Source organism: Proteus vulgaris (assembly GCF_016647575.1).
GTDB classification, from domain to species: Bacteria; Pseudomonadota; Gammaproteobacteria; order Enterobacterales; family Enterobacteriaceae; genus Proteus; species Proteus mirabilis_B.
Map to the genome: position 1 here is coordinate 1,947,330 of NZ_CP032663.1, position 20,372 is coordinate 1,967,701.

Sequence of the window (20,372 nt, forward strand, 5' to 3'; positions counted from 1 at the left end):
TTGAGGTGGCTGGATGACAAAATATATCCTTTTTAGCTTTTGCTTAGTGTTGATTTACCCTCTTGGTGTGGACTTACATTTAACGGGTTTAACGGCAATCGCAAATGATTTAAACGCATCGGAAGTGACATTACATCAAGCTTTTTCAATTTATTTAATGGGCATGGTTTCATCCATGTTAATTGCAGGATGGTGTAGTGATAATTTAGGACGTAAACCTGTTGTATTGCTTGGAACCGTTATTTTCTTATTGGCATCATTTGGTGCTGGAGTTTCGGTAACGGAAAATAACTTTTTGATCGCACGCTTCTTCCAAGGTATTGGGGCTGGATTTTGTTATGTTGTTACTTTTGCGATATTACGAGATACATTAGCTGAAAAACAACGCGCTAAAGTTCTTTCTATGATAAATGGCATTACTTGTATTATTCCAGTATTAGCGCCTGTTTTAGGTTTTCTGATCTTATTAAAATTTAAATGGCCGGTCATGTTTTATGCCATGGCAATCTACGCGTCATTAATCTTTATTTATTGTTTCTTTGTGATAAAAGAAACCAAACCAAAACAGTTGGCTAAAAGTAAAAATAAAACGACTACACTCACCGATGAATCTTTTTTAAATAGCTTCTTTTTAAGTCGTTTGCTTATTTCATGCTTGGGAATGAGCGTGATCCTGACTTATGTTAATATCTCTCCAATCGTGATTATGCAGCAAATGCATTACACCACTGGGCAGTATTCAACAGCAATTACATTGCTTGCGATGGTCAGTATGGTCACTTCGTTTATGATGCCGAAAATATTAACAAAACTCCGCTATGAAACTATTTTGTATACGGGTTTATCAAGCTTTTTGGGTGCGGCTATTTTTCTTTTCATCGGAAAAAACAGTGATCCTCGCTGGTTCTTTGTCTCATTTTCATTATGTGGCGCGGGGTTTGCGTTACTATTTGGTATTATAATGAGTCAAGCACTCTCTCCATTTAGCCAGCGTGCTGGGCTTGCCAGTTCAATTTTAGGGATTTTGCAGTTGAGTTTTGCATCTCTTTATATCTGGACTATGGGGTGGTTAGGAATATCTGCAATTAATATGCTGATGATTATATTGTTTGTAAGTAGCTTTATTGGTTTTACCTTTTTGCATCTCTTTCGTTCTTCTGGACAACAACAAAAGGTGAATTGTGATGCATAAGCCATTACATCGAATAGATTTGAATTTATTGGTTATTTTTCAAATTCTTTTACAAGAGCGTAGTGTTACATTGACTGCAAAATGGTTGTCTATTTCACCTTCTGCGGTGAGTAAAGCATTGGCTAAATTGCGCGTTTGGTTTGATGATCCTCTTTTCGTTCGCAGCCCTCAGGGATTAATTCCAACACCTTTGACATTAAGTATTGAAGAATCTCTTTCCGATTTTATTAATATTGGTAACCATATCGCGGGTAAGCAAAATAGCGAGACACCTAAAGGTGTTCATTTTAGTTTAATATTGGAATCCCCTTTACATCAGGTGTTATTGAATCAATTCCCTTTAGAAATATTGAATTATTATCCTCAATCAATGGTGCAAATACGAAATTGGGAATATAACTCACTTTCGAGCATTATTGACGGTGATGCTGATATTGCTTTTTTAGGTCGTGAATATTATTCAGGCTCTAAAGAAGCATTACATTTATTACCTGAAGTCATCGATTGTGAAGAGCTTTTTCGTGATACGCCATTAGTTTATGTGCGAAAAGATCACCCGTTATTAAAAGAGCCTTGGAATTTAGAGACATTTTTACGCTATTCTCACATCTCAACAGAATATGATAAACGACCTCATTGGGCATTAGATGATATTTTGGCAGAGCATGGGCGTTTACGTAATATAGCCATAACTTACACGTCATTTGAGCAAACTTTATTTATGATTTCTCAACCTAATCATGAACTTATTACTTGTTTGCCTGGATATTGTGTACATTATATCTCTAGAGCTTTACCTAATTTAGTGACATTACCTCTACCACTGCCACACAGTGTTTCTGAACAGCTTGATATCTCATTTATTTTACTGTGGCATAAACGCCATGCGTATAATTCTAAAGTGTTGTGGTTAAGAGAAACTATCAAAAATAGTGTTAATCAATTTATGCAGAAAAATAGTCGTTAAAAGTCTTACTGCTATTTATTTAGTTTCTTCTGTATTTACCGAAAATTATTAGCAGGATTAAGATTATTATTAATAAATAATCTTATCCTGTTTTTTATATCGCTATCGTATACCACCCTATTTTTAACCTCTTTTTATACTCTTTCTGACATCAGAGGATCATGTTATGCACTTTATCGTGCTTGATCTCCTTATACTTAAAATATATAGTTGCAATTGCAATGATTGCTTTTGCAATTTAAATAATATTTAAAGAATATAAACTGTAGAGAGTACAACATGAAAAAATCACCTGATAAAAAGCTAATTTTTTATACCTCTAATACGCCTAATGGCTTAAAAATTAGTATCTTTTTACATGAAGCTCAATTAGCACATTCTAAAATCTATTTGGATTTATCGACGGGCGTTCAGCGTAGCCCAGAATATTTGGCGATCAACCCAAATGGAAAAATACCTGCAATTGTTGACAATGAGGAGGATATGACTGTTTTTGAATCAGGTGCGATATTAACTTACCTCGATGATAAGTATAAAGTATTTAAATCGGTATCAATGAAAGAGAATTTGAGTATCCAGCAATGGCTAAATTTTCAAATCGCAGGTGTTGGCCCTATGATGGGGCAATTATGGTGGTTTTTGCATGGTTCTAAAACACAAAATCTTGAGGCAATTACACGTTATACAAATGAATCTTTGCGTCTATTGGGTGTAATTGAACGACAACTCACAATAACGCCTTATTTAGCAGGAAATCATTACTCAATTGCTGATATTGCAACTTTTTCATGGTTAAGAACATGGGAAGAGTTAAATTTAGATCTTACAACATTCCCATATGTTATTGAGTGGCTGGATAAAATTAATCAACGCCCTGCTGTTAAAAAAGCGATATTAGCAAATTGCCAACCTAAAAATGAAGAGATATTGGCTTAATTATTAGATTAAATATGCAGAATAATTAATGCTGATCTTTTTTATACTCACCTTAGTTTTTTAAGTTTAAGGTGAGTAAATAAAATATTTTTATATTTTCCCTTTTATAAATAATGTGTCTTATTGTGCTATCTAAATCTTCTCTTAATCTTTCTTTAATTTTATCGCAGATAATAAACAATGAGTTTTTATTAAAATGCGATTTAGTGATTTAAAAAGAGAATATGATGGATATCAGTTTAAAACGTATCACTTCAGATAATTATGAAGAAATTAGCTTGCTTGAAGTGGAAGAATATCAAGAAGACTATATTGCTTCTAATATATGGTCTTTAGTTGAGGCGGCTTATAACGAAAACTATGTCGTCAGAGGTATTTATTTATCAGATAAACCAGTTGGCTTTTTTATGTGGGTAAAAGAAAACTCGCATAAAATTGCTATCTGGCGTTTTATGATAGATAAAGCACACCAAAATAAAGGATTAGGCAGAAATGCCCTTCAGCTTGCTTTAAATGAAATTAAACAAGATAAAGAAATCAATGAAATTGAGATCTGTTATAACCCATTAAATCCAGTGGCTAAAACATTCTATGCCTCTTTTGGTTTTGAAGAGATAGGTATGGATAAAGATGGGGATGATATGTTAGCAATAATAAGAGTAACACAATGAAAAATATAAAAAATAATAGCAAGCAAGAACAGATAGAACAGTTATTAAGTCCTATTTCAGAGAATACACCGGGTATTATTATACAGGCTCGTTTTGATGATGGTGTTATATATCAAGCTCAAAAAGGTCTTGCGAATATATCTAAAAATCAATTAATTGATGAAAATAGTGTCTTTAATTTGGCTTCTGTTTCAAAGCAATTTACCGCTTTTTCTATATTGCTTCTGGCTAAAGATGGAAAGTTATCACTTGATGATTCAATTCTTATTTATTTGCCGGAGTTAGGTGACTATGCCAAAGCGATCACAATTAACGATTTAGTTTCCCATACCAGTGGATTAATTGATTATATGGAATTAGCGTTTGAGCGAGGTGTTTCTTACACAACGCAACTTACGCCAGAAGAAAGTTTTGCTGATATTGTAAAGCAAACAGAGACTTACTACCCTATTGGCAGTAAATTTGAATATAACAATACTGGATATTTTTTACTTTCTCAGATCATTGAGCGAGTAACTCAACAACCATTTTCAGTTTTTGCTCAAGAGCGTATCTTTGCGCCATTACAAATGAACGATACGTTTATTGTTGAAGAATATCCTACAATAAATCCTATTGTGTCTGGATATGCGGAAAATGAGCAAGGAAACTATGAGTTATCAGAAAGTCCTTGGACACATACTGGAGATGGTGCAGTACATTCAAGTGCGAACGATTTAATGAAATGGGGTGAAAACTTTAGTACCGCAAAAGTGGGTGGTGCTGAGCTTATTGCGAAAATGACACAACCTTTTCCTAATTCTACGCGTGAAGGTAAGCCGATAATTGATTATGAAGCTTATGGATTTGGCCTTTTTATTAATCATACACTGGGTGAAATAAGTTTTGAACATTCAGGGGGTTGGATGGGAACTTCAACCTATTTTATGCGTTTCCCACAATCTAAACTCACTATCACCGTTCTATCTAATCGTGAAAACTATGATATTGATTTACTTGCAACTAAAGCCGCAAAAATTTTGCTTAATTAGTCGGCAAAAATAGAGAAAATGAAAAAATAGCTCTTATTTAAAATAGAAAAAGGTGCAATTGCACCCTCTTCTATTTTATTTTTTAAATGTAGATAAGAGAAATTATAATCCCATAATTTGTCTATTCTTAGGATAAGAAAGAGTATAATTCAATGGTAATGATTTTTCCTCTTTGGCACCTAATGTGATATCCCATTTAATTTCACCAGTATCTTTATCAAGCACACCATCTTTATAAATGGCATCTGCTACATTGATATTGTTTTCTTGGCTAAGTGGTAGTTGATCGTAAATAGTGACTTTTACAGGAGAGTTATAAGTATTTCTTACTTTAATGGTATAACTCTCTTTTTGTTCAATCGTTGTACCAATAAAGATAGGCTCTTTTCTTATTTTCTCATTGTTAATACGGCTAATTTGAATATTTTTATCTATTCCAAATGGAATGCTAAGTAACTCTGTTAATTCGTTGGTATTAATATAACTATTACCAACAAAGCTATTCATATAGTAGATATTCGCACGACCATTAAGTAAATTTAAGTTTTCCCAATCTTTAACTTCAGCTTGTAAATAAACTTCTTCAACTAATTTAGGCGTTGTTAAATAGCGATAATCCGCAACAACTTCTTTTTGATTAATCACTAATGTATTAGGCTCTGTGCTATTTTTTAAGGTGTAAGGTAACGCGATAGCATGGCTTAAATTGATACCATTATTATTGGTTGTTACGTAACGAGTCACGCCTTTACTTAGTCGCTCTCTTGGTGCCATGCTTTCCCTTTCACTCATTTCTTCTAACACTGGAGCTGGCATAGCCATCCTCATGTCCATATTGGATTGTTTAAATTTCGAAGTGTTATTATAAAGAGATAAATACCAAGGTGATAATGTTGGTGCAGTGATATTAAGTGATGGATTAGTAGATGTTAAAACCAGTTTTACTTTATCCCAATTTAAGCCTGTATTTTGAATAACATCCGCTTTATAGGTGAGTAATATTGGCTTATCCATTCCTTGGCTTCGGATATCATAAGCAGGTGACCATCCAGCATCTGGCGTTATATAAGAAATACGCATTTTGCTGGTTAGATTTTTTGATGTGCCTAAAGATAAAACAATTTGTGTTTTCTCTTGCGCAATAATTGGCATATCAATTTCTAATTGTCGGTTTAACTCTTCTAATTGTTCTGTTAATTCAGCAATTTCTTCACGCGCCATTTTTTGCTGATTTAAAATAGATGTCATTTTTTGGCTAATAAAATCAAATTTTTGTGATGAGTGTTCTAATGACTGAGTTTCACCATAACCAAAAAATGATTGGTCTTTTAATAAAGTAATTTGTTCATCACCCACATTAATATTGATGTTTAATACTTCAATTCGCTTATTAATGTCTTTCTGTTTTTCCATCAATACTGCAATGTTAGAAGGGTAACTAGGAGCAATAGGAATTTTTTTAACGTTAATGGTATTAATAATCACATCTTCATTATCAATGCTAATTGATAAGCTTCTAGGATCAATATTGTCTGCAACATTAGATAAAACAACTTCACTCTGCCCTGCAGGTAAGTTAAGAGTGACGTTATTTTCAAGTTCAGCACCCCGTAAAAAAATCGTTGCTTGGTTGAGTTTTATATCGTAATTAAGCGGTTTAGTCGGATCTACTGAATTGATTTCATTAGCAAAAACACTAGTTGCACTAATAATAGATAATGTAATAAGCGATAGCGTTAATTTATTGGGTTTAATCATCATTTTTATTCTATCCGTAGTTGATGAGCAGTATTAGTGAGAACTTCAAAATAGAGATGCACTGTTGCACAAGTATATTTAGATAGTATTGCATCTCTAATAAATTTGATAACAGAATAAACTTAAAATCTGATAGTTACGAAGTGGAAAAAACAGATAAAACAGTGTGTTAGCATTTTTAATTAAATGAATATTTAAATAATAAGGATTATCTTAATGATGGTGCAATATTTAGCTTTTATTAGCTTTATATCGTCTTGTTTAGATAAAAATAAGCAGAAAAGATTAATACACTCTGGCAATAGCAATAAAAAAGGCAGTTTAAAAATAAACTGCCCAGAATAAAGATATTTTTATCAATTCTTATTTAACAACTTCACCGCTATCGATAACAGTTTTGCGTACTTTATTAGAGAAATCTTGTGCTTCTTTAATAATAGCTTTTTCATCAACGGTTAATAGCTGACGATCTTCCATTAAGATCTTTCCATCAACGATGGTGTGGCGAACATTACTGCCATTTGCGCCATACACTAATGCTGCATAAGGACTATACATTGGCACCATGTTAGGCGATTTAGTATCAACAACGATAATATCAGCAAGTTTGCCTGATTCTAAAGAGCCCAGTTTATCTTCCATATGTAGTACTTTCGCTGAACCCATTGTTGCCAGTTCTACTACGGTTAATGGTGGCATAGCAGCACGATCTTTATTCTCTAATTTATGGATTTTACCCACAAGATTTAGCTCATTCATGGTCGTTAGCGTATTACTCGACATTGGACCATCAGTCCCTAAGCCCACACGAACACCCTTTTCTAACATCGCAACGACAGGCGCTACACCTTTTGCTGATTTAGTATTTGCACTGATATTATGAGCAACACCAACATCATATTTTTTCAGTAAATCAATATCTTTATCATCAACCATAATTGCGTGAGCAGCGATAACTTTATTATTTAGCGCCCCGATATCTGCCATATATTGCACTGGACTTTTACCGCCAGTACGTTTAGCGATTTCTTCTTGTTCACGGTCGGTTTCAGCCAAATGGATCATAACAGGAACATCAAGTTCTATTGATAATTTAGCAATTTTCTGAAGGTTTTCTGTGGTATTTGTATAAGGAGCATGTGGTGCAAATGCTGGGATAATACGAGGGTGATCTTTATATTCTTTAATAAAGTTTACTGCGTATTGGATACCTTCTTCTGGTGTTTTCGCATCTGCAACTGGGAAATTAATAACAGATTCTCCTAATACTGCGCGATTACCCATTTTATCGACAGTTTTAGCGACTTCATCTTCGAAGTAATACATATCAACGTAAGTTGTTACACCACCTTTTACCATTTCGATATTTGCAAGATTGGCACCCACTCTGACCATTTCGCGAGAAACCATTTTGCTTTCGAGTGGGAAGATATAACGGTGAAGTCTGTCTGGTACATCATCGGCTAAGGAACGAAATACAGTCATCGAACCATGCGTATGGGTATTAATTAAACCCGGCATCACAATATCACCATCAACATCTAACACTTTATTGGCTTGATATTCTTTAGAAAGCTCGGGGCCACCAACGGCAATAATTTTATTTTCTTTTACGACAACAGTGCCCTGTTCAATGATTTTATTTTGCTGATCCATAGTTAGAACAGTACCGTCAACTATCATCAAATCAGCTTGTTTTGCCGCGTAACTAGAAAAGGAGACCGCCATGACAGCCAAAGCAAGCATAGATTTAGAAAATGACATCATTACCTCTCGTCTTGATGGGAAAATTTTCCTAAGATTATAAATAAATTCATCGGCTTTTGATATTAACCGAAAGTGAATGAGATCACCGAATAAATAATTAATTGAAGTTATTATCGCAATCGGTGTCTAAATTTCTTGCAGTTAGTCTTATCGATAGATACGAAATATGTCGTAGAGAGTGGCGAGATTAAATGAGGCATGTAGCGTTTATTGTTAATAACAAACGCTACACTGGCTGGTTATCTGTCTGTGAATGACAAGAGTGAGTTACCAGCAACGGTTATTATGATATCCACGATTATGATTTCTATCATCTTGATATCGGTTGTGTCGGTATGAACGATTATTATCTCGTTCAGTTTGGATTTGATTTGATAATGAATCTAAATCTTTAATTAATGTTTGGGCTTTGTCATCTGTCTCTTTGACGCCTTGATCATAAAGCTTATTTAGCTCATAGCGTTTATCTTCAAAGCTGCGCACTAAGTTAGAGTAGCTATCACTATAATTTGATTGAGCTCTATCATGGTAGCCGTAGCAATAAGCACAGGCAGAAGCTACCGATGAATATAGAAATAAAGAAGATAAAATAACAGATAATAGGACTCTCTTTTTCATGGCAATGCTCCCTAGGTTCATCTAATAGATGTCAAAAGACCATTTTAACATAGTGGTTATTATAAATTTATGTAAAATTGCCAAATTATTACCTGTTTATTTCTTGTTGTTTGACTTAATACCCTGATTCTTTGTGTATCATTGAAGCATTATATGATTTCATGCGTTATAGAATAGAAAAGCTTAATGGTTTTTTAGGATGTTATTCTAAGCAGCAATTAAGGTAAGAAAGCGAGCGAGAGTTATATGACCGTTTTTAGTGAAAGAACCTATGTTAATGTATCAACTTAGGATTCTTTTTTATTATAAAAGTCATTTATCTTATCCATTAGCAAAAAGTTGGCAGTTGCAGTGACTTAAATTTATAGTGTCACTAATTTGAACACCCTTTGTTATCTAAATTTCTTGCAGTTAGTCTTATCAATCAAGGAGCGGTTTAATGAGTAAAACGTTGCAACCGGGTGAAAATACATCACTCAGCGAAAATAAAGGACAAGTTAAAGTCTCTCATGCAGTAGGCTATAATCTTGATATTAATCTGACTGCATTTTTAGTAACTGGCTCAGGAAAAGTCGTTAATGACGACGATATGGTTTTCTTTAATGCTCCTCATCATGCTTCTGGTGCAGCTTCGTTTATTTCACCGATAACTCAAGGCTCAACAGTTATTCATAGTATTGACTTTGATTTTTCTCGTTTGCCCGCAAATATTACCAAAATAGCAATTACATTAACGCAAGATGGCAGTGCTGGCGGTTTCGCTGTTGTTAATCAATTAAAAGCACAAGTGCTGATAAATAATGAAGTTATTGAGTTAGCGCCGAGCCAGTTTTCACAAGAAACAGGCATCATCGTTTTAGAACTTTATGTTCGAAATGGTCAGAATAAAGTCCGTTCTGTGTGGCAAGGTTTTGCTTCTGGACTTGCGGGCTTATGTAACCTTTACGGTGTTGAAGTTGAAGAGCCTGCTCCAGTTATTGCACCACCACCTGCTCCCGTAAATATACAAAAAAGCGTAGTGAAACTGACTAAACCTGATAGTAGTCATCGTGTTTCATTGCTAAAAGGTAATGATGCACCTAAGCGTATTTTAGTCAGTGCAACATGGATAGATAATGGAGATGGAAAAGATAATGATGATTTAGATCTTCGTGTGGGAATTTTACGCCCGAATGGTCAAATGTCGATTATTCAAGCGCCAGATAAAAGCGGCGCTTTTAATTCTGATCCTTTTGTTTTCCATACCGGTGATGTGGTGAGTGTGAGTCAAGAACAACCCGGTTGCGAAACCGTTGAGATTAACCCTGCTATTTCCCAATTAATGGGCGGTAAAGTCGCGTTGGTTTGTAGTGTTTACTCTGCAATTAGTAACGGTTGTGTTTCTGTTGCCTCATTAAAACCAACAATGCGTATGGAATATGGCAATCAAGTGGTTGAATGTTCTTGTGAATATAAGAAAGGCTTTTTCAATAATATGATTTATACCTATGTGATTGGTATTATTGAAATTGATCAAGATAGCATTACATTAAAACCATCAGGTGTAACATCAAGAGCAGGTAGTGAAGCGACACCTTGGTTAACTCGCAATGGTAATGAGCTTAAATTAACAATGGATGGCCCTCATGTTTTTAAAGGGAAGAAACCCAGTATTTTAGGCACTAAACGTTATGTCTGATCTCATTATAAAAAAGAAATAATCTAAAGTTTATCTTAAAGAAAAACGGGCAATAATATCTATGCCCGTTTATTTATTAAAAGCATTTATTGCTGATTAAATTAAGCGCGCTTTTTTTGTTGTAAAAACCACTTATCTAATTCATTGGCAAAAAGTTGACGGTCGCGTTGGCTTAAACTTGCAGGACCTCCAGTTTGAATACCGCTTGCTCTCATCGTATCCATAAAATCACGTATATTTAGACGTTCCCGAATAGTTGCTTCAGTATAACGTTCGCCTCTTGGATTTAGAGCGACTGCGCCCTTTTCTATGACTTCGGCTGCTAATGGAATATCAGCGGTAATAACCAAGTCATCTTTATTAGTACGGCGAACAATTTCGTTATCAGCAACGTCAAACCCAGCAGAAACTTGTAATGTACGTAAGAAAGGCGATGCGGGCACGATTAATCGTTGATTAGCAACAAAAGTAATAATCACTTTTTCTCTATCTGCTGCACGATATAACACTTCTTTGATTACTTTTGGACATGCATCAGCATCAACCCATATAGGCATAACAACACTCTCTTGATTATTCGGTATTAAACAGTCGGTATTAAATGGTCTGTATTTGTGGCGTTTAAAATAACACATTAATCCTAACTAAGTGACTGAAGCTTTGCTCTTTCTCGTTTTTCTGACTGTTGATTAGCCCAGATACTAATTAATATCACGATCATGCCTAGAATTTGTAAACTCGTTAATTGTTGTCCTAACAATGCCCAACCTAAAATAACCGCGCTTAGTGGGCTTAAAAAGCCTAATGAAGCCACAGAGCTTGGTCCCAATAATGCTAATCCTCTAAACCAGAAAATATAGGTTAATGCCCCACCGATTAAGGTTAAATAAGCCAAGCCTAAAAGATTAATTCCTGTTAATGAAGGTAATGCGGGTTCGAAAAATAACGCAAAAGGTAATAATACAGCGCCACCAGCGGTTAATTGCCAAGCTGTAAACGTTAAAGGTGTAACAGGCGGTTGCCAACGACGACTTAATACAGTACCTGTCGCCATAGAAAATGCACCGCCTAATCCTGCAATTATTCCGATAGGATCAAGCGCTGCATTCGGTGTCAATATCAGTATTGCCACACCAAAAATACCGCCTAATGCGGCTGAAATAGACAACCATGATAACCGTGTTTGTAATAACCACCGAGATAAAAATAAGACAATTAAAGGCTGAACGGCACCCACTGTTGCAGCAACACCACCAGGTAAACGATAGGCTGAAATAAATAATAGCCACCAGAACAGCGAGAAATTTAAAATCCCAAAATAATGACACGCAACCACCATATACCTTGTGGCAGTTGTCTCATGATAATTAATAATAAAATTCCTGCAGGTAATGCTCGTAATGCAGCTAACGTCATGGGAACATTAGCGGGCAACATTTCCGTTGTCACAATATAAGTGCTCCCCCATACAATAGGAGCTAATGCCGTTAGTAGTAATGTTGTGTATCGATTCATAAAATCACTCGTTTAGTTGTTACCACACCGATTTATCTTGAGGTCAAGATAAATTAATAATACCTTGACGTCAAGATAAATAATTGACATTATGAATGCATGGACAGAATAGATAAAATTACTAAACAATGGCAGCGTGAGCGCCCTGATCTTGATATTAGTCCGATGGGATTAATAGGTCGATTGGGGAATATAACTTTGCATCTTTCGCGCGAAATGGAGAAAGTTTTCTCTCAATTTGGCTTAAATACGTCAAGTTTTGATGTTCTTGCTACACTACGACGTGCAGGAGATCCTTATACCCTCTCTCCTGGTGAGATGTTATCAACACTGATGGTTACATCAGGCACGATGACAAATCGTATTGATCAATTAGAAAAAGCCGGTTGGGTTATTCGTAAAGTTAATCCAGAAGATGGGCGTGGTTTTTTAGTCTCGCTAACACCTGAAGGTCTGGAATTAATCAACCAAGTAATAGAAGCACACGTTGAAAATCAAAAACGTTTAGTCTCAGGTTTATCACAACAAGAACAACAAGCATTAAACCAATTGCTTAAAGTTTTTCTTAACACATTAGAATAGTATTTTATCCGCTTTTATTTTCTTTCATTTAACCTAACTCTCTCGATAATGAAGGTAAGAATATAAACCGAGTGTCTTTACTTACCTTTTTTTCACTACTTGCTTAAAAACCCTTCTATTTGTGTTATTTCTGTTTATTTAAGCAGCTAATATGCATGAAATCACACTTTTACTTTGATTTAAATCAAAGATGTATTCTATTTACCATTTTGTGGTTGATGAATGCCAAAACTTAAATTATAAAGCGAATGATAATAATTATTGATCTCATTAGGATTCGCATTATGTGTATTCAATTTAAGTCTTGCTTCGTATTATCTGCTTTAACACTCTCACTCTCTCAATATGCTATTGCTGATAATGTTTCGCCTAAAGAAGAAACACTGGTTGTTACTACAACACGTAGCGCATCTTCGTTATGGAATAGCCCTGCTACCATTCAAGTTATCGATAAAGAAACATTAACTCAGTCAACATCTTCTTCTATTGCAGACCAATTACGTGATATCCCCGGTGTTGAAGTCACGGATAATAGCCTTGCTGGCCGTAAACAGATCCGTATTCGTGGAGAAGCATCATCACGCGTACTTTTGTTAGTTGATGGGCAAGAAGTAACCTATCAACGAGGTGGTCAAAACTTTGGTGCTGGTATTTTAATAGATGAATCTGCATTAGAGCGCATTGAAGTGGTTAAAGGCCCCTATTCTGTGCTTTATGGCTCACAAGCTATTGGCGGTGTAGTGAATTTAATTACTCAAAAAGGTGGCGATAAGCCTTTTGGGGGAAATGTCAAAGTCGTTTATGACTCAGCAACGATGGGCTGGCGAGAGTCTGCGTTAATTTCAGGTACTGTCGGTGATTTTGAATATCGCCTTAATGGAAGTTATGCCGATCATGGTGACAGATATACGCCTGATGGGCGTTTACCTAATACGCATTTTAGAAATAATGGCCAAGGTGCATGGTTAGGCTATAAAGTGGATAAACATAAATTTGGTCTTTCACTTGATCGCTATGATTTATCTACGCAATCTTATTACGCGGATGAAGGAAAGTATCAAGAGTTTAGCGTTAAAGTGCCTAAACTTGAGCGTGAAAAAGTCGGTTTATTTTATGACTATGAGGTTGATGCTGATTATTTCAAAAAACTTCATATTGATGCTTACACACAGCGTATAGAGCGAAAATTTGAAAACCGAGTGGGCGTTGTTACACCAACAGGTAGCCCAATGATTGGTAATTTGACGGTTAAAAATAGAACCCAATCGGAAGATACACAGAATACTTATGGCATGACTATGCAGGCAAACTTTACGTTACCTGCAAATAATGAATTAATTTTAGGCACGCAATATCAACAAGATAAAGTAAAACAAACCTCTGTGGGTCAAACATCTTCAAATAGTACAACCGGCTTCCCTCCTGCCGTAAATTACGAAAAACAATCCCTGTTACATAACCGTAGTCAGCAAACGAACGTGTCTGTTTTTGCCCAAAATGATTGGAAAATAACAGAGGATTGGTCATGGACAATGGGTGCCAGACAATATTGGTTGAAATCAGAATTACAAGATGGTGATGAAACTGTTCATCACAATAAAACAGGAACAAGTTATAAGACATTAGGCTCTGATCCTGTAAGAGATAACGCTTTTATTGTGTCATCGAATGTGCGTTATTCTGGATTTAAAGATACAGAATTACGTCTCGCATTTGCACAAGGTTATGTTTTCCCAACGCTTGTTCAGCAATTTATGAACACGACTGCTGGCGGTGCGGTAACTTACGGTAATCGCGATCTTGAAGCTGAACACTCTAATAATGTGGAATTTGGTGCGCGCTATAAAGGGAATAACTGGTATATCGACAGTGCGATTTATTATTCTGAAGCCAAAGATTACATCACATCTATTGCCTGTGCTGGGGAATCGATTTGCGAAGGAAATAGCAAAACAGGACGAGCAGATTATTTCTATTATGACAATATCGATCGCGCTAAAACCTATGGTATGGAAATGATGGCTCAATACCAAGGTTGGTCAATTACACCTTATGTTTCTGCCAATGTGATGCGTCGTCAATTTATAGGTTCAACATTGAAAACATGGAATACTGGCGAACCTACATTAACAACTCGCTTTGGTGCTAAACATTTATTATTGCTCAATAATATGAATTTAATGTCAGATTTATATTTAAGAGCGGCAACAAAAGCGAAAGATCATAGTAATCCAGAAAATAAACAGCACTATGCTGGTTGGACAACGGTTAACCTTTCACTGAGTACAGAATTTGGCAATAACGATCAATACCGTATCAACTTTGATTTAAATAATATTTTGAATAAGCGTTATCAAACGGCTCATGAATCTATCCCTGCTACGGGTATTAATGCTGCAGTTGGTCTGACATGGGCATTTTAATTATGAAAAAAATAGCGATCGTACTCAGCTTGTTATTGTTACCTTTTAACTTAATAGCAAAAGATAACGAAGATAGTGACCGTTGGGTTATTGCCGGTGGCTCTATTACAGAATTAGTTTATGCCATAGGTGCTGGTAATAAGGTTGTTGGTGTTGATGAAACGACGTCTTATCCTGAACAAACGCAAGCATTACCTCATATCGGATACTGGAAGCAGCTAAGTACAGAAGGCATTTTGTCTTTACGCCCTTCTACTTTTGTAACTTGGGATGATGCTGAACCTAAAATGGTACTGCGCCAGCTGGCACAACATAATGTAAAGGTGATTTCCTTACCAAGAACACCCGCCACATTTGAATTAATGCTTAAAAATATTCGTACCTTAGCGATTTCATTAGATAAACAAAAGGAAGCAGAAGCATTAATTGGTTCTCTTCAATCTCGTTTAGCCGTGATCAACGCTAAAAATAGTCAAATTAAGCAAAAAGTGAAAGTGATGTTCTTTCTTTCACCTGGTGGTGGAATTCCTCAAGTTGCGGGAAAAACCAGTGTTGCGGATGCCATTCTTCATTTAGCCGGCGGCGAGAATATTGCTACGCATGAGAACTATCGTATTTATAGTGCAGAGGCGATTATTGCTGCCAATCCAGAATTAATTGTTATTACAACGCAAAGTCAGAAAAACCAAACCGGTGGATTAAGAGCCTCTGAAGGGCTTGCTTCTGTGCCCGGTGTTTCAATGACTCAAGCATGGAAAAACCAACGCATTATTGAAATTGATCAATCCCTTATTTTGGGAATGGGACCTCGTATTGTGGATGCCGTGGAGTTATTGCATCAACAGTTTTATCCCGCTGATCCTGTTAATGATAAATAAGTAGGAATGATTTAATAATGAAAGAGTCAGTCGCAACACATAGCACGCAATCTTCAACTGAAATCGATCTTACTCCCCATTTTGCACTTGAGGGTGATAGCCCTTTTCGCGATAGACATGCCACCATGCCGTGGAGAGGCTCTGTACCTATTGCAAAAGAAGAGCAACAATCAACATGGCAAGCTTTATTAGAAAGTAAAACACCTGCATGTAAACGTTTGTTGTATATCCACATTCCTTTTTGTGCAACTCATTGTACATTTTGTGGTTTTTATCAAAATAACTACCACGAAGAAGCCTGTACACGCTATACCGACGCATTATTGCGTGAGATATCGGCTGAATCAGATAGCTTACTTTATCAGTCTGCACCCATTCATGCCGTTTACTTTGGTGGCGGAACCCCTTCTGCATTATCGGCAAAAGATCTCTATCGAGTGATCACGCATTTGCGCCAATCACTTCCTTTAGCACCCGATTGTGAAATTACGATTGAAGGTCGCGTTTTAAATTTTGATGATAATCGAATTGATGCTTGTTTAGATGCAGGTGCAAACCGTTTTTCTATTGGTATTCAAACCTTTAATAGCAAAATTCGTAAACGAATGGCAAGAACATCAACGGGTGAAGAAGCCGCTAAGTTTATGAAAGGACTCTGCTTACGTGATAGAGCTGCTGTGGTGTGCGATCTGTTATTCGGATTACCGGGGCAAAATGCGGTGAATTGGCAAGAAGATCTCACTATTGCCCACGATATTGGTTTAGATGGTGTCGATCTGTATGCATTGAATTTGCTTCCTAATACACCATTAGGTAAAGCGGTTGAAAATCAGCGAGTCACTGTGCCAACGCCGATAGAACGGCGTGCGCTATATCTTCAAGGCTGTGATTTTATGGAGAATGTAGGTTGGCGTCAGATAAGCAATAGTCATTGGGCTAGAACAACCCGCGAACGTAATCTCTATAATTTATTAATTAAACAAGGTGCGGATTGCCTTGCCTTTGGCTCTGGTGCTGGTGGTTCGGTTAATGGTTATTCATGGATGATTGAGCGTTCACTGGATAGCTATTATCAAAAAATTACAGATAGCCAAAAACCTTTAATGATGATGAGTCGTACAACTGACAGTGGTTTTCGTTGGCGTCATGAATTACAAGCTGGCATTGAGTGCGGGCGTGTTGATTTAGCTAAATTAAGCCCGCAAGCAACTCTGCTCTCCCCTTTATTAAATCAATGGTATCAAGCAGGCCTTGTTGAAGATGATTTTCTTTGTATGAAACTCACCAATGAAGGTCGGTTTTGGGCAAGTAATTTGCTGACATCCTTACAGCAGTTAATTTTGCAATTAAATACACCTCGTTAATTTTATTACCCTAAATATTAATTAAAAGATGGAAATAACATCATGAATATAGAGCTACAACAATTTTTAATAACTGAGCCTGATGGAACGCTAGAAACTATTGCTACGCAATTTGATACAACCTTGTTAGAGGTTGTGAGACATTTGCCATCACGCTCATTAATGAGTGGTGAGCAATTCGATACAGTGTGGGATAACGTGATGAAATGGGGTAATGTCACCACACTTGTGCATACTCAAGATGTTATTTTAGAATTTAGCGGTGAATTACCAAGTGGTTTTCATCGACATGGCTATTTTAATTTACGTGGCAAAAAAGGAATGACAGGCCATATTAAAGCCGAAAATTGCCAATATATTGCAATGATCGAGCGTAAATTTATGGGTATGGATACCGCCTCTATCTTATTTTTCAATCAAGAAGGCGTTGCAATGTTTAAGATTTTCCTTGGCAGAGATGAACATCGTCAATTATTGCCAGAGCAATTATCAGCCTTCCGTCAATTAGCACAACAATTAAATAAGGAATAATTGCTCGTGAAAACATGGGTTATTTTTGGCGCTGGCGGTAAAGGTGTTGGCGCACATATTGCTGATATTGGCGTCGCACAACAACGCCCTATTGTGGCTTTAGTTCGTTCCAAAGAAGCAGCTAATCGTTTAGAAGAAAAAGGGATCAAAACTGTTATTGGTGATGCGATTGATGCTAAAGCTGTTGAAGCTGTTTTAACATTAGCAGGAAAAGATGCAGATATTATTTCCACAATGGGCGGTGAAAATGATTATCTGGCTCATCGAACCGTCATTGATATTGCGGAAAAGATGGGTTTTCAACGTATGTTAATGGTTTCTTCTTTAGGATGTGGTGATAGTTGGGTTGCCTTATCTGACAGAGCCAAAGCGGCATTTGGTCAAGCCGTAAGAGAAAAATCATTGGCCGAAGTGTGGTTACAAACTAGCCGTTTTGATTATGCAATAGTAAGACCGGGTGGATTACTTAATGGTGAAGAAACGGGCAAGGCTCAGCTTTATCAATATGAAGAGACTCATGGTTTAGTGAATCGTCGAGATGTTGCGCGTTTAGTGACTCAGCTTCTTGAGGCTGATCTTCTAGATGACCAAGTTTATGCTGTGGTTGAACCCGGCTTAGTACCTTCCAAGTAGTAAATAGATTACGCTTCAAGTTAAGTTCACGATAAAGAGATAGCGAATTGGCGTTATCTCTTTTTTTCTTACTTCAGTTATGGGCAAAAACTCACAATATGATGAGTTTTTCTCTTACAGCTAAAATTCCTTAACAGACATTCGTCACTTTACTGTCTTAATAGGGGTAACTTGTGGCATAATGCCGCCCCATTACCTTTTGTCATTCACTAATAATGAGTATTCGTCTTGTTAATCAGCAATAATATCACTATGCAGTTTGGCTCAAAGCCACTGTTTGAAAACATTTCTGTCAAATTCGGTGGCGGAAATCGCTATGGTTTAATCGGTGCCAACGGTAGCGGTAAATCAACCTTTATGAAAATTTTAGGTGGCGATTTAGTGCCAAGTAGCGGCAACGTATTCCTCGATCCTAATGAACGTCTTGGTAAACTAAAACAAGACCAGTTCGCTTATGAAGAGTTTACTGTGCTTGATACCGTGATTATGGGTCACACTGAACTTTGGGAAGTGAAGCAAGAGCGTGAACGCATCTATAGCTTACCTGAAATGAGCGAAGAAGACGGCTTACGTGTTGCCGATCTTGAAGTGAAATTTGGTGAAATGGACGGTTACACCGTTGAATCTCGTGCTGGCGAATTATTGCTAAACGTAGGTATTCCATTAGAACAACATAATGGTCCTATGAGTGAAGTGGCCCCGGGTTGGAAATTACGTGTGTTACTTGCACAAGCCCTGTTCGCTGATCCTGATATTCTGTTACTGGATGAACCAACGAATAACTTGGATATTGATACCATTCGTTGGCTTGAGCAAACGCTAAATGAACGTAACAGTACCATGATCATTATTTCCCATGACCGTCACTTCCTCAATATGGTATGTACGCACATGGCTGACTTAGACTATGGTGCGCTTGCGGTTCATCCGGGTAACTATGATGAATATATGTTTGCTGCAACCCAAGCTCGTGAGCGTTTATTAGCGGATAATGCAAAGAAAAAAGCACAGATTAGTGAATTACAATCTTTCGTAAGTCGCTTTAGTGCTAATGCTTCTAAATCACGCCAAGCAACCTCTCGTGCAAAACAGATTGAGAAAATTCAATTAGCTGAAGTTAAAGCATCTAGTCGCCAAAACCCATTCATTCGCTTTGAACAAGAGAAAAAATTATTCCGTAATGCGCTTGAAGTGGAAAATATCTCTAAAGGCTATGATGACAATGCCCCACTATTTAAAGACGTCAATATGATGCTTGAAGTGGGCGAAAAAGTTGCCATCTTAGGTAATAACGGTGTGGGTAAATCGACAATGATCAAAACATTAGTCGGTGAATTAACACCTGATACTGGTCGTTTAAAATGGTCTGAAAACTCAAATATTGGCTATTATGCACAAGATCATGCAACTGATTTTGAAGTCAATATGACTGTGTTTGATTGGATGAGTTTATGGATGAAACCAGAAGACGACGAACAATCTGTACGTAGCGTATTAGGTCGTTTACTGTTCTCTCAAGATGATTTGAAAAAATCTGTTCAAGTTTTATCGGGTGGTGAAAAAGGTAGAATGTTATTTGGTAAGCTAATGATGCAAAAACCAAACATTCTGATTATGGATGAACCAACTAACCACTTAGATATGGAATCTATCGAATCACTGAATATGGCATTAGAACTTTATCAAGGTACTTTGATTTTTGTTTCTCATGACCGTGAATTCGTAAGTTCATTAGCAAACCGTATTATTGAAATAACACCTGAAAAAGTGACTAATTTCCAAGGAACTTATGATGAGTTCCTCGCGAAGAAAGGTGTCACACTTTAAT

At 36.5% G+C, this 20,372-nt stretch carries 17 protein-coding genes and 1 pseudogene; 13 read left to right on the top strand and 5 right to left on the bottom strand.

Going from position 1 to position 20,372, the window contains the following annotated elements; translation table 11 throughout:
- The first annotated feature begins 13 nt into the window (after window positions 1–13).
- The 5 genes from D7029_RS09120 (at window position 14) to D7029_RS09140 (ending at window position 4,797) form a co-directional block, all read left to right on the top strand.
- On the top strand, window positions 14–1,192 hold the full coding sequence (locus D7029_RS09120; RefSeq protein ID WP_194952486.1) for an MFS transporter: 1,179 nt from the start codon (window positions 14–16) through the stop codon (window positions 1,190–1,192).
- Complete coding sequence (gene yidZ, locus D7029_RS09125) at window positions 1,185–2,159, top strand: HTH-type transcriptional regulator YidZ (RefSeq protein ID WP_194952487.1); 975 nt, start codon at window positions 1,185–1,187, stop codon at window positions 2,157–2,159. Before D7029_RS09120 ends, yidZ begins: the two co-directional genes overlap by 8 nt.
- A gap of 279 nt (window positions 2,160–2,438) precedes the next feature.
- A complete protein-coding gene (locus tag D7029_RS09130) occupies window positions 2,439–3,095 on the top strand; it encodes a glutathione S-transferase family protein (RefSeq protein WP_194952488.1) in 657 nt (218 codons plus the stop codon).
- A gap of 224 nt (window positions 3,096–3,319) precedes the next feature.
- Complete coding sequence (locus D7029_RS09135) at window positions 3,320–3,766, top strand: GNAT family N-acetyltransferase (RefSeq protein WP_228766758.1); 447 nt, start codon at window positions 3,320–3,322, stop codon at window positions 3,764–3,766.
- Entirely contained in the window at window positions 3,763–4,797 is a 1,035-nt protein-coding gene (locus D7029_RS09140; RefSeq protein ID WP_194952489.1) for a serine hydrolase domain-containing protein, read from the top strand. Before D7029_RS09135 ends, D7029_RS09140 begins: the two co-directional genes overlap by 4 nt.
- 102 nt (window positions 4,798–4,899) lie before the next feature.
- Here the strand turns inward: D7029_RS09140 and D7029_RS09145 are convergent, their stop codons facing one another.
- The 3 genes from D7029_RS09145 to D7029_RS09155 form a co-directional block, all read right to left on the bottom strand.
- The gene (locus D7029_RS09145; protein ID WP_194952490.1) at window positions 4,900–6,558 is read right to left on the bottom strand and encodes a DUF4139 domain-containing protein; all 1,659 of its coding nucleotides are present in this window, start codon (window positions 6,556–6,558) and stop codon (window positions 4,900–4,902) included.
- Window positions 6,559–6,918: 360 nt separating this feature from the next.
- On the bottom strand, window positions 6,919–8,319 hold the full coding sequence (locus tag D7029_RS09150) for an amidohydrolase (protein ID WP_194952609.1): 1,401 nt from the start codon (window positions 8,317–8,319) through the stop codon (window positions 6,919–6,921).
- A gap of 270 nt (window positions 8,320–8,589) precedes the next feature.
- A complete protein-coding gene (locus D7029_RS09155) occupies window positions 8,590–8,940 on the bottom strand; it encodes a hypothetical protein (RefSeq protein WP_194952491.1) in 351 nt (116 codons plus the stop codon).
- A 439-nt stretch (window positions 8,941–9,379) separates the two neighbouring features.
- On the opposite strand from D7029_RS09155, the gene D7029_RS09160 reads away from it, so the two are divergent.
- Window positions 9,380–10,618 (top strand): TerD family protein, encoded by a 1,239-nt coding sequence (locus D7029_RS09160; RefSeq protein WP_194952492.1) that lies wholly within the window; start codon window positions 9,380–9,382, stop codon window positions 10,616–10,618.
- A gap of 101 nt (window positions 10,619–10,719) precedes the next feature.
- Here the strand turns inward: D7029_RS09160 and D7029_RS09165 are convergent, their stop codons facing one another.
- Together D7029_RS09165 and D7029_RS09170 are read right to left on the bottom strand one after the other, a co-directional pair.
- Entirely contained in the window at window positions 10,720–11,175 is a 456-nt protein-coding gene (locus D7029_RS09165) for a YaiI/YqxD family protein (RefSeq protein ID WP_088495601.1), read from the bottom strand.
- Between the two features lie 83 nt (window positions 11,176–11,258).
- Window positions 11,259–12,133, bottom strand: a pseudogene (locus D7029_RS09170) (EamA family transporter).
- Window positions 12,134–12,232: 99 nt separating this feature from the next.
- On the opposite strand from D7029_RS09170, the gene D7029_RS09175 reads away from it, so the two are divergent.
- The 7 genes from D7029_RS09175 (at window position 12,233) to D7029_RS09205 (ending at window position 20,371) form a co-directional block, all read left to right on the top strand.
- The gene (locus D7029_RS09175; protein ID WP_088495599.1) at window positions 12,233–12,715 is read left to right on the top strand and encodes a MarR family winged helix-turn-helix transcriptional regulator; all 483 of its coding nucleotides are present in this window, start codon (window positions 12,233–12,235) and stop codon (window positions 12,713–12,715) included.
- 284 nt (window positions 12,716–12,999) lie between these two features.
- Complete coding sequence (locus D7029_RS09180) at window positions 13,000–15,138, top strand: TonB-dependent receptor plug domain-containing protein (RefSeq protein WP_194952493.1); 2,139 nt, start codon at window positions 13,000–13,002, stop codon at window positions 15,136–15,138.
- A gap of 2 nt (window positions 15,139–15,140) precedes the next feature.
- On the top strand, window positions 15,141–16,016 hold the full coding sequence (locus tag D7029_RS09185; protein WP_228766759.1) for a heme/hemin ABC transporter substrate-binding protein: 876 nt from the start codon (window positions 15,141–15,143) through the stop codon (window positions 16,014–16,016).
- A 17-nt stretch (window positions 16,017–16,033) separates the two neighbouring features.
- A complete protein-coding gene (hutW, locus tag D7029_RS09190; protein WP_194952495.1) occupies window positions 16,034–17,380 on the top strand; it encodes a heme anaerobic degradation radical SAM methyltransferase ChuW/HutW in 1,347 nt (448 codons plus the stop codon).
- 42 nt (window positions 17,381–17,422) lie between these two features.
- On the top strand, window positions 17,423–17,911 hold the full coding sequence (hutX, locus tag D7029_RS09195; RefSeq protein ID WP_412178804.1) for a heme utilization cystosolic carrier protein HutX: 489 nt from the start codon (window positions 17,423–17,425) through the stop codon (window positions 17,909–17,911).
- Between the two features lie 6 nt (window positions 17,912–17,917).
- Complete coding sequence (locus D7029_RS09200) at window positions 17,918–18,544, top strand: NAD(P)H-binding protein (RefSeq protein ID WP_194952496.1); 627 nt, start codon at window positions 17,918–17,920, stop codon at window positions 18,542–18,544.
- Window positions 18,545–18,772: 228 nt separating this feature from the next.
- Complete coding sequence (locus D7029_RS09205; RefSeq protein ID WP_088495593.1) at window positions 18,773–20,371, top strand: ABC-F family ATPase; 1,599 nt, start codon at window positions 18,773–18,775, stop codon at window positions 20,369–20,371.
- Window position 20,372 lies beyond the last annotated feature (1 nt).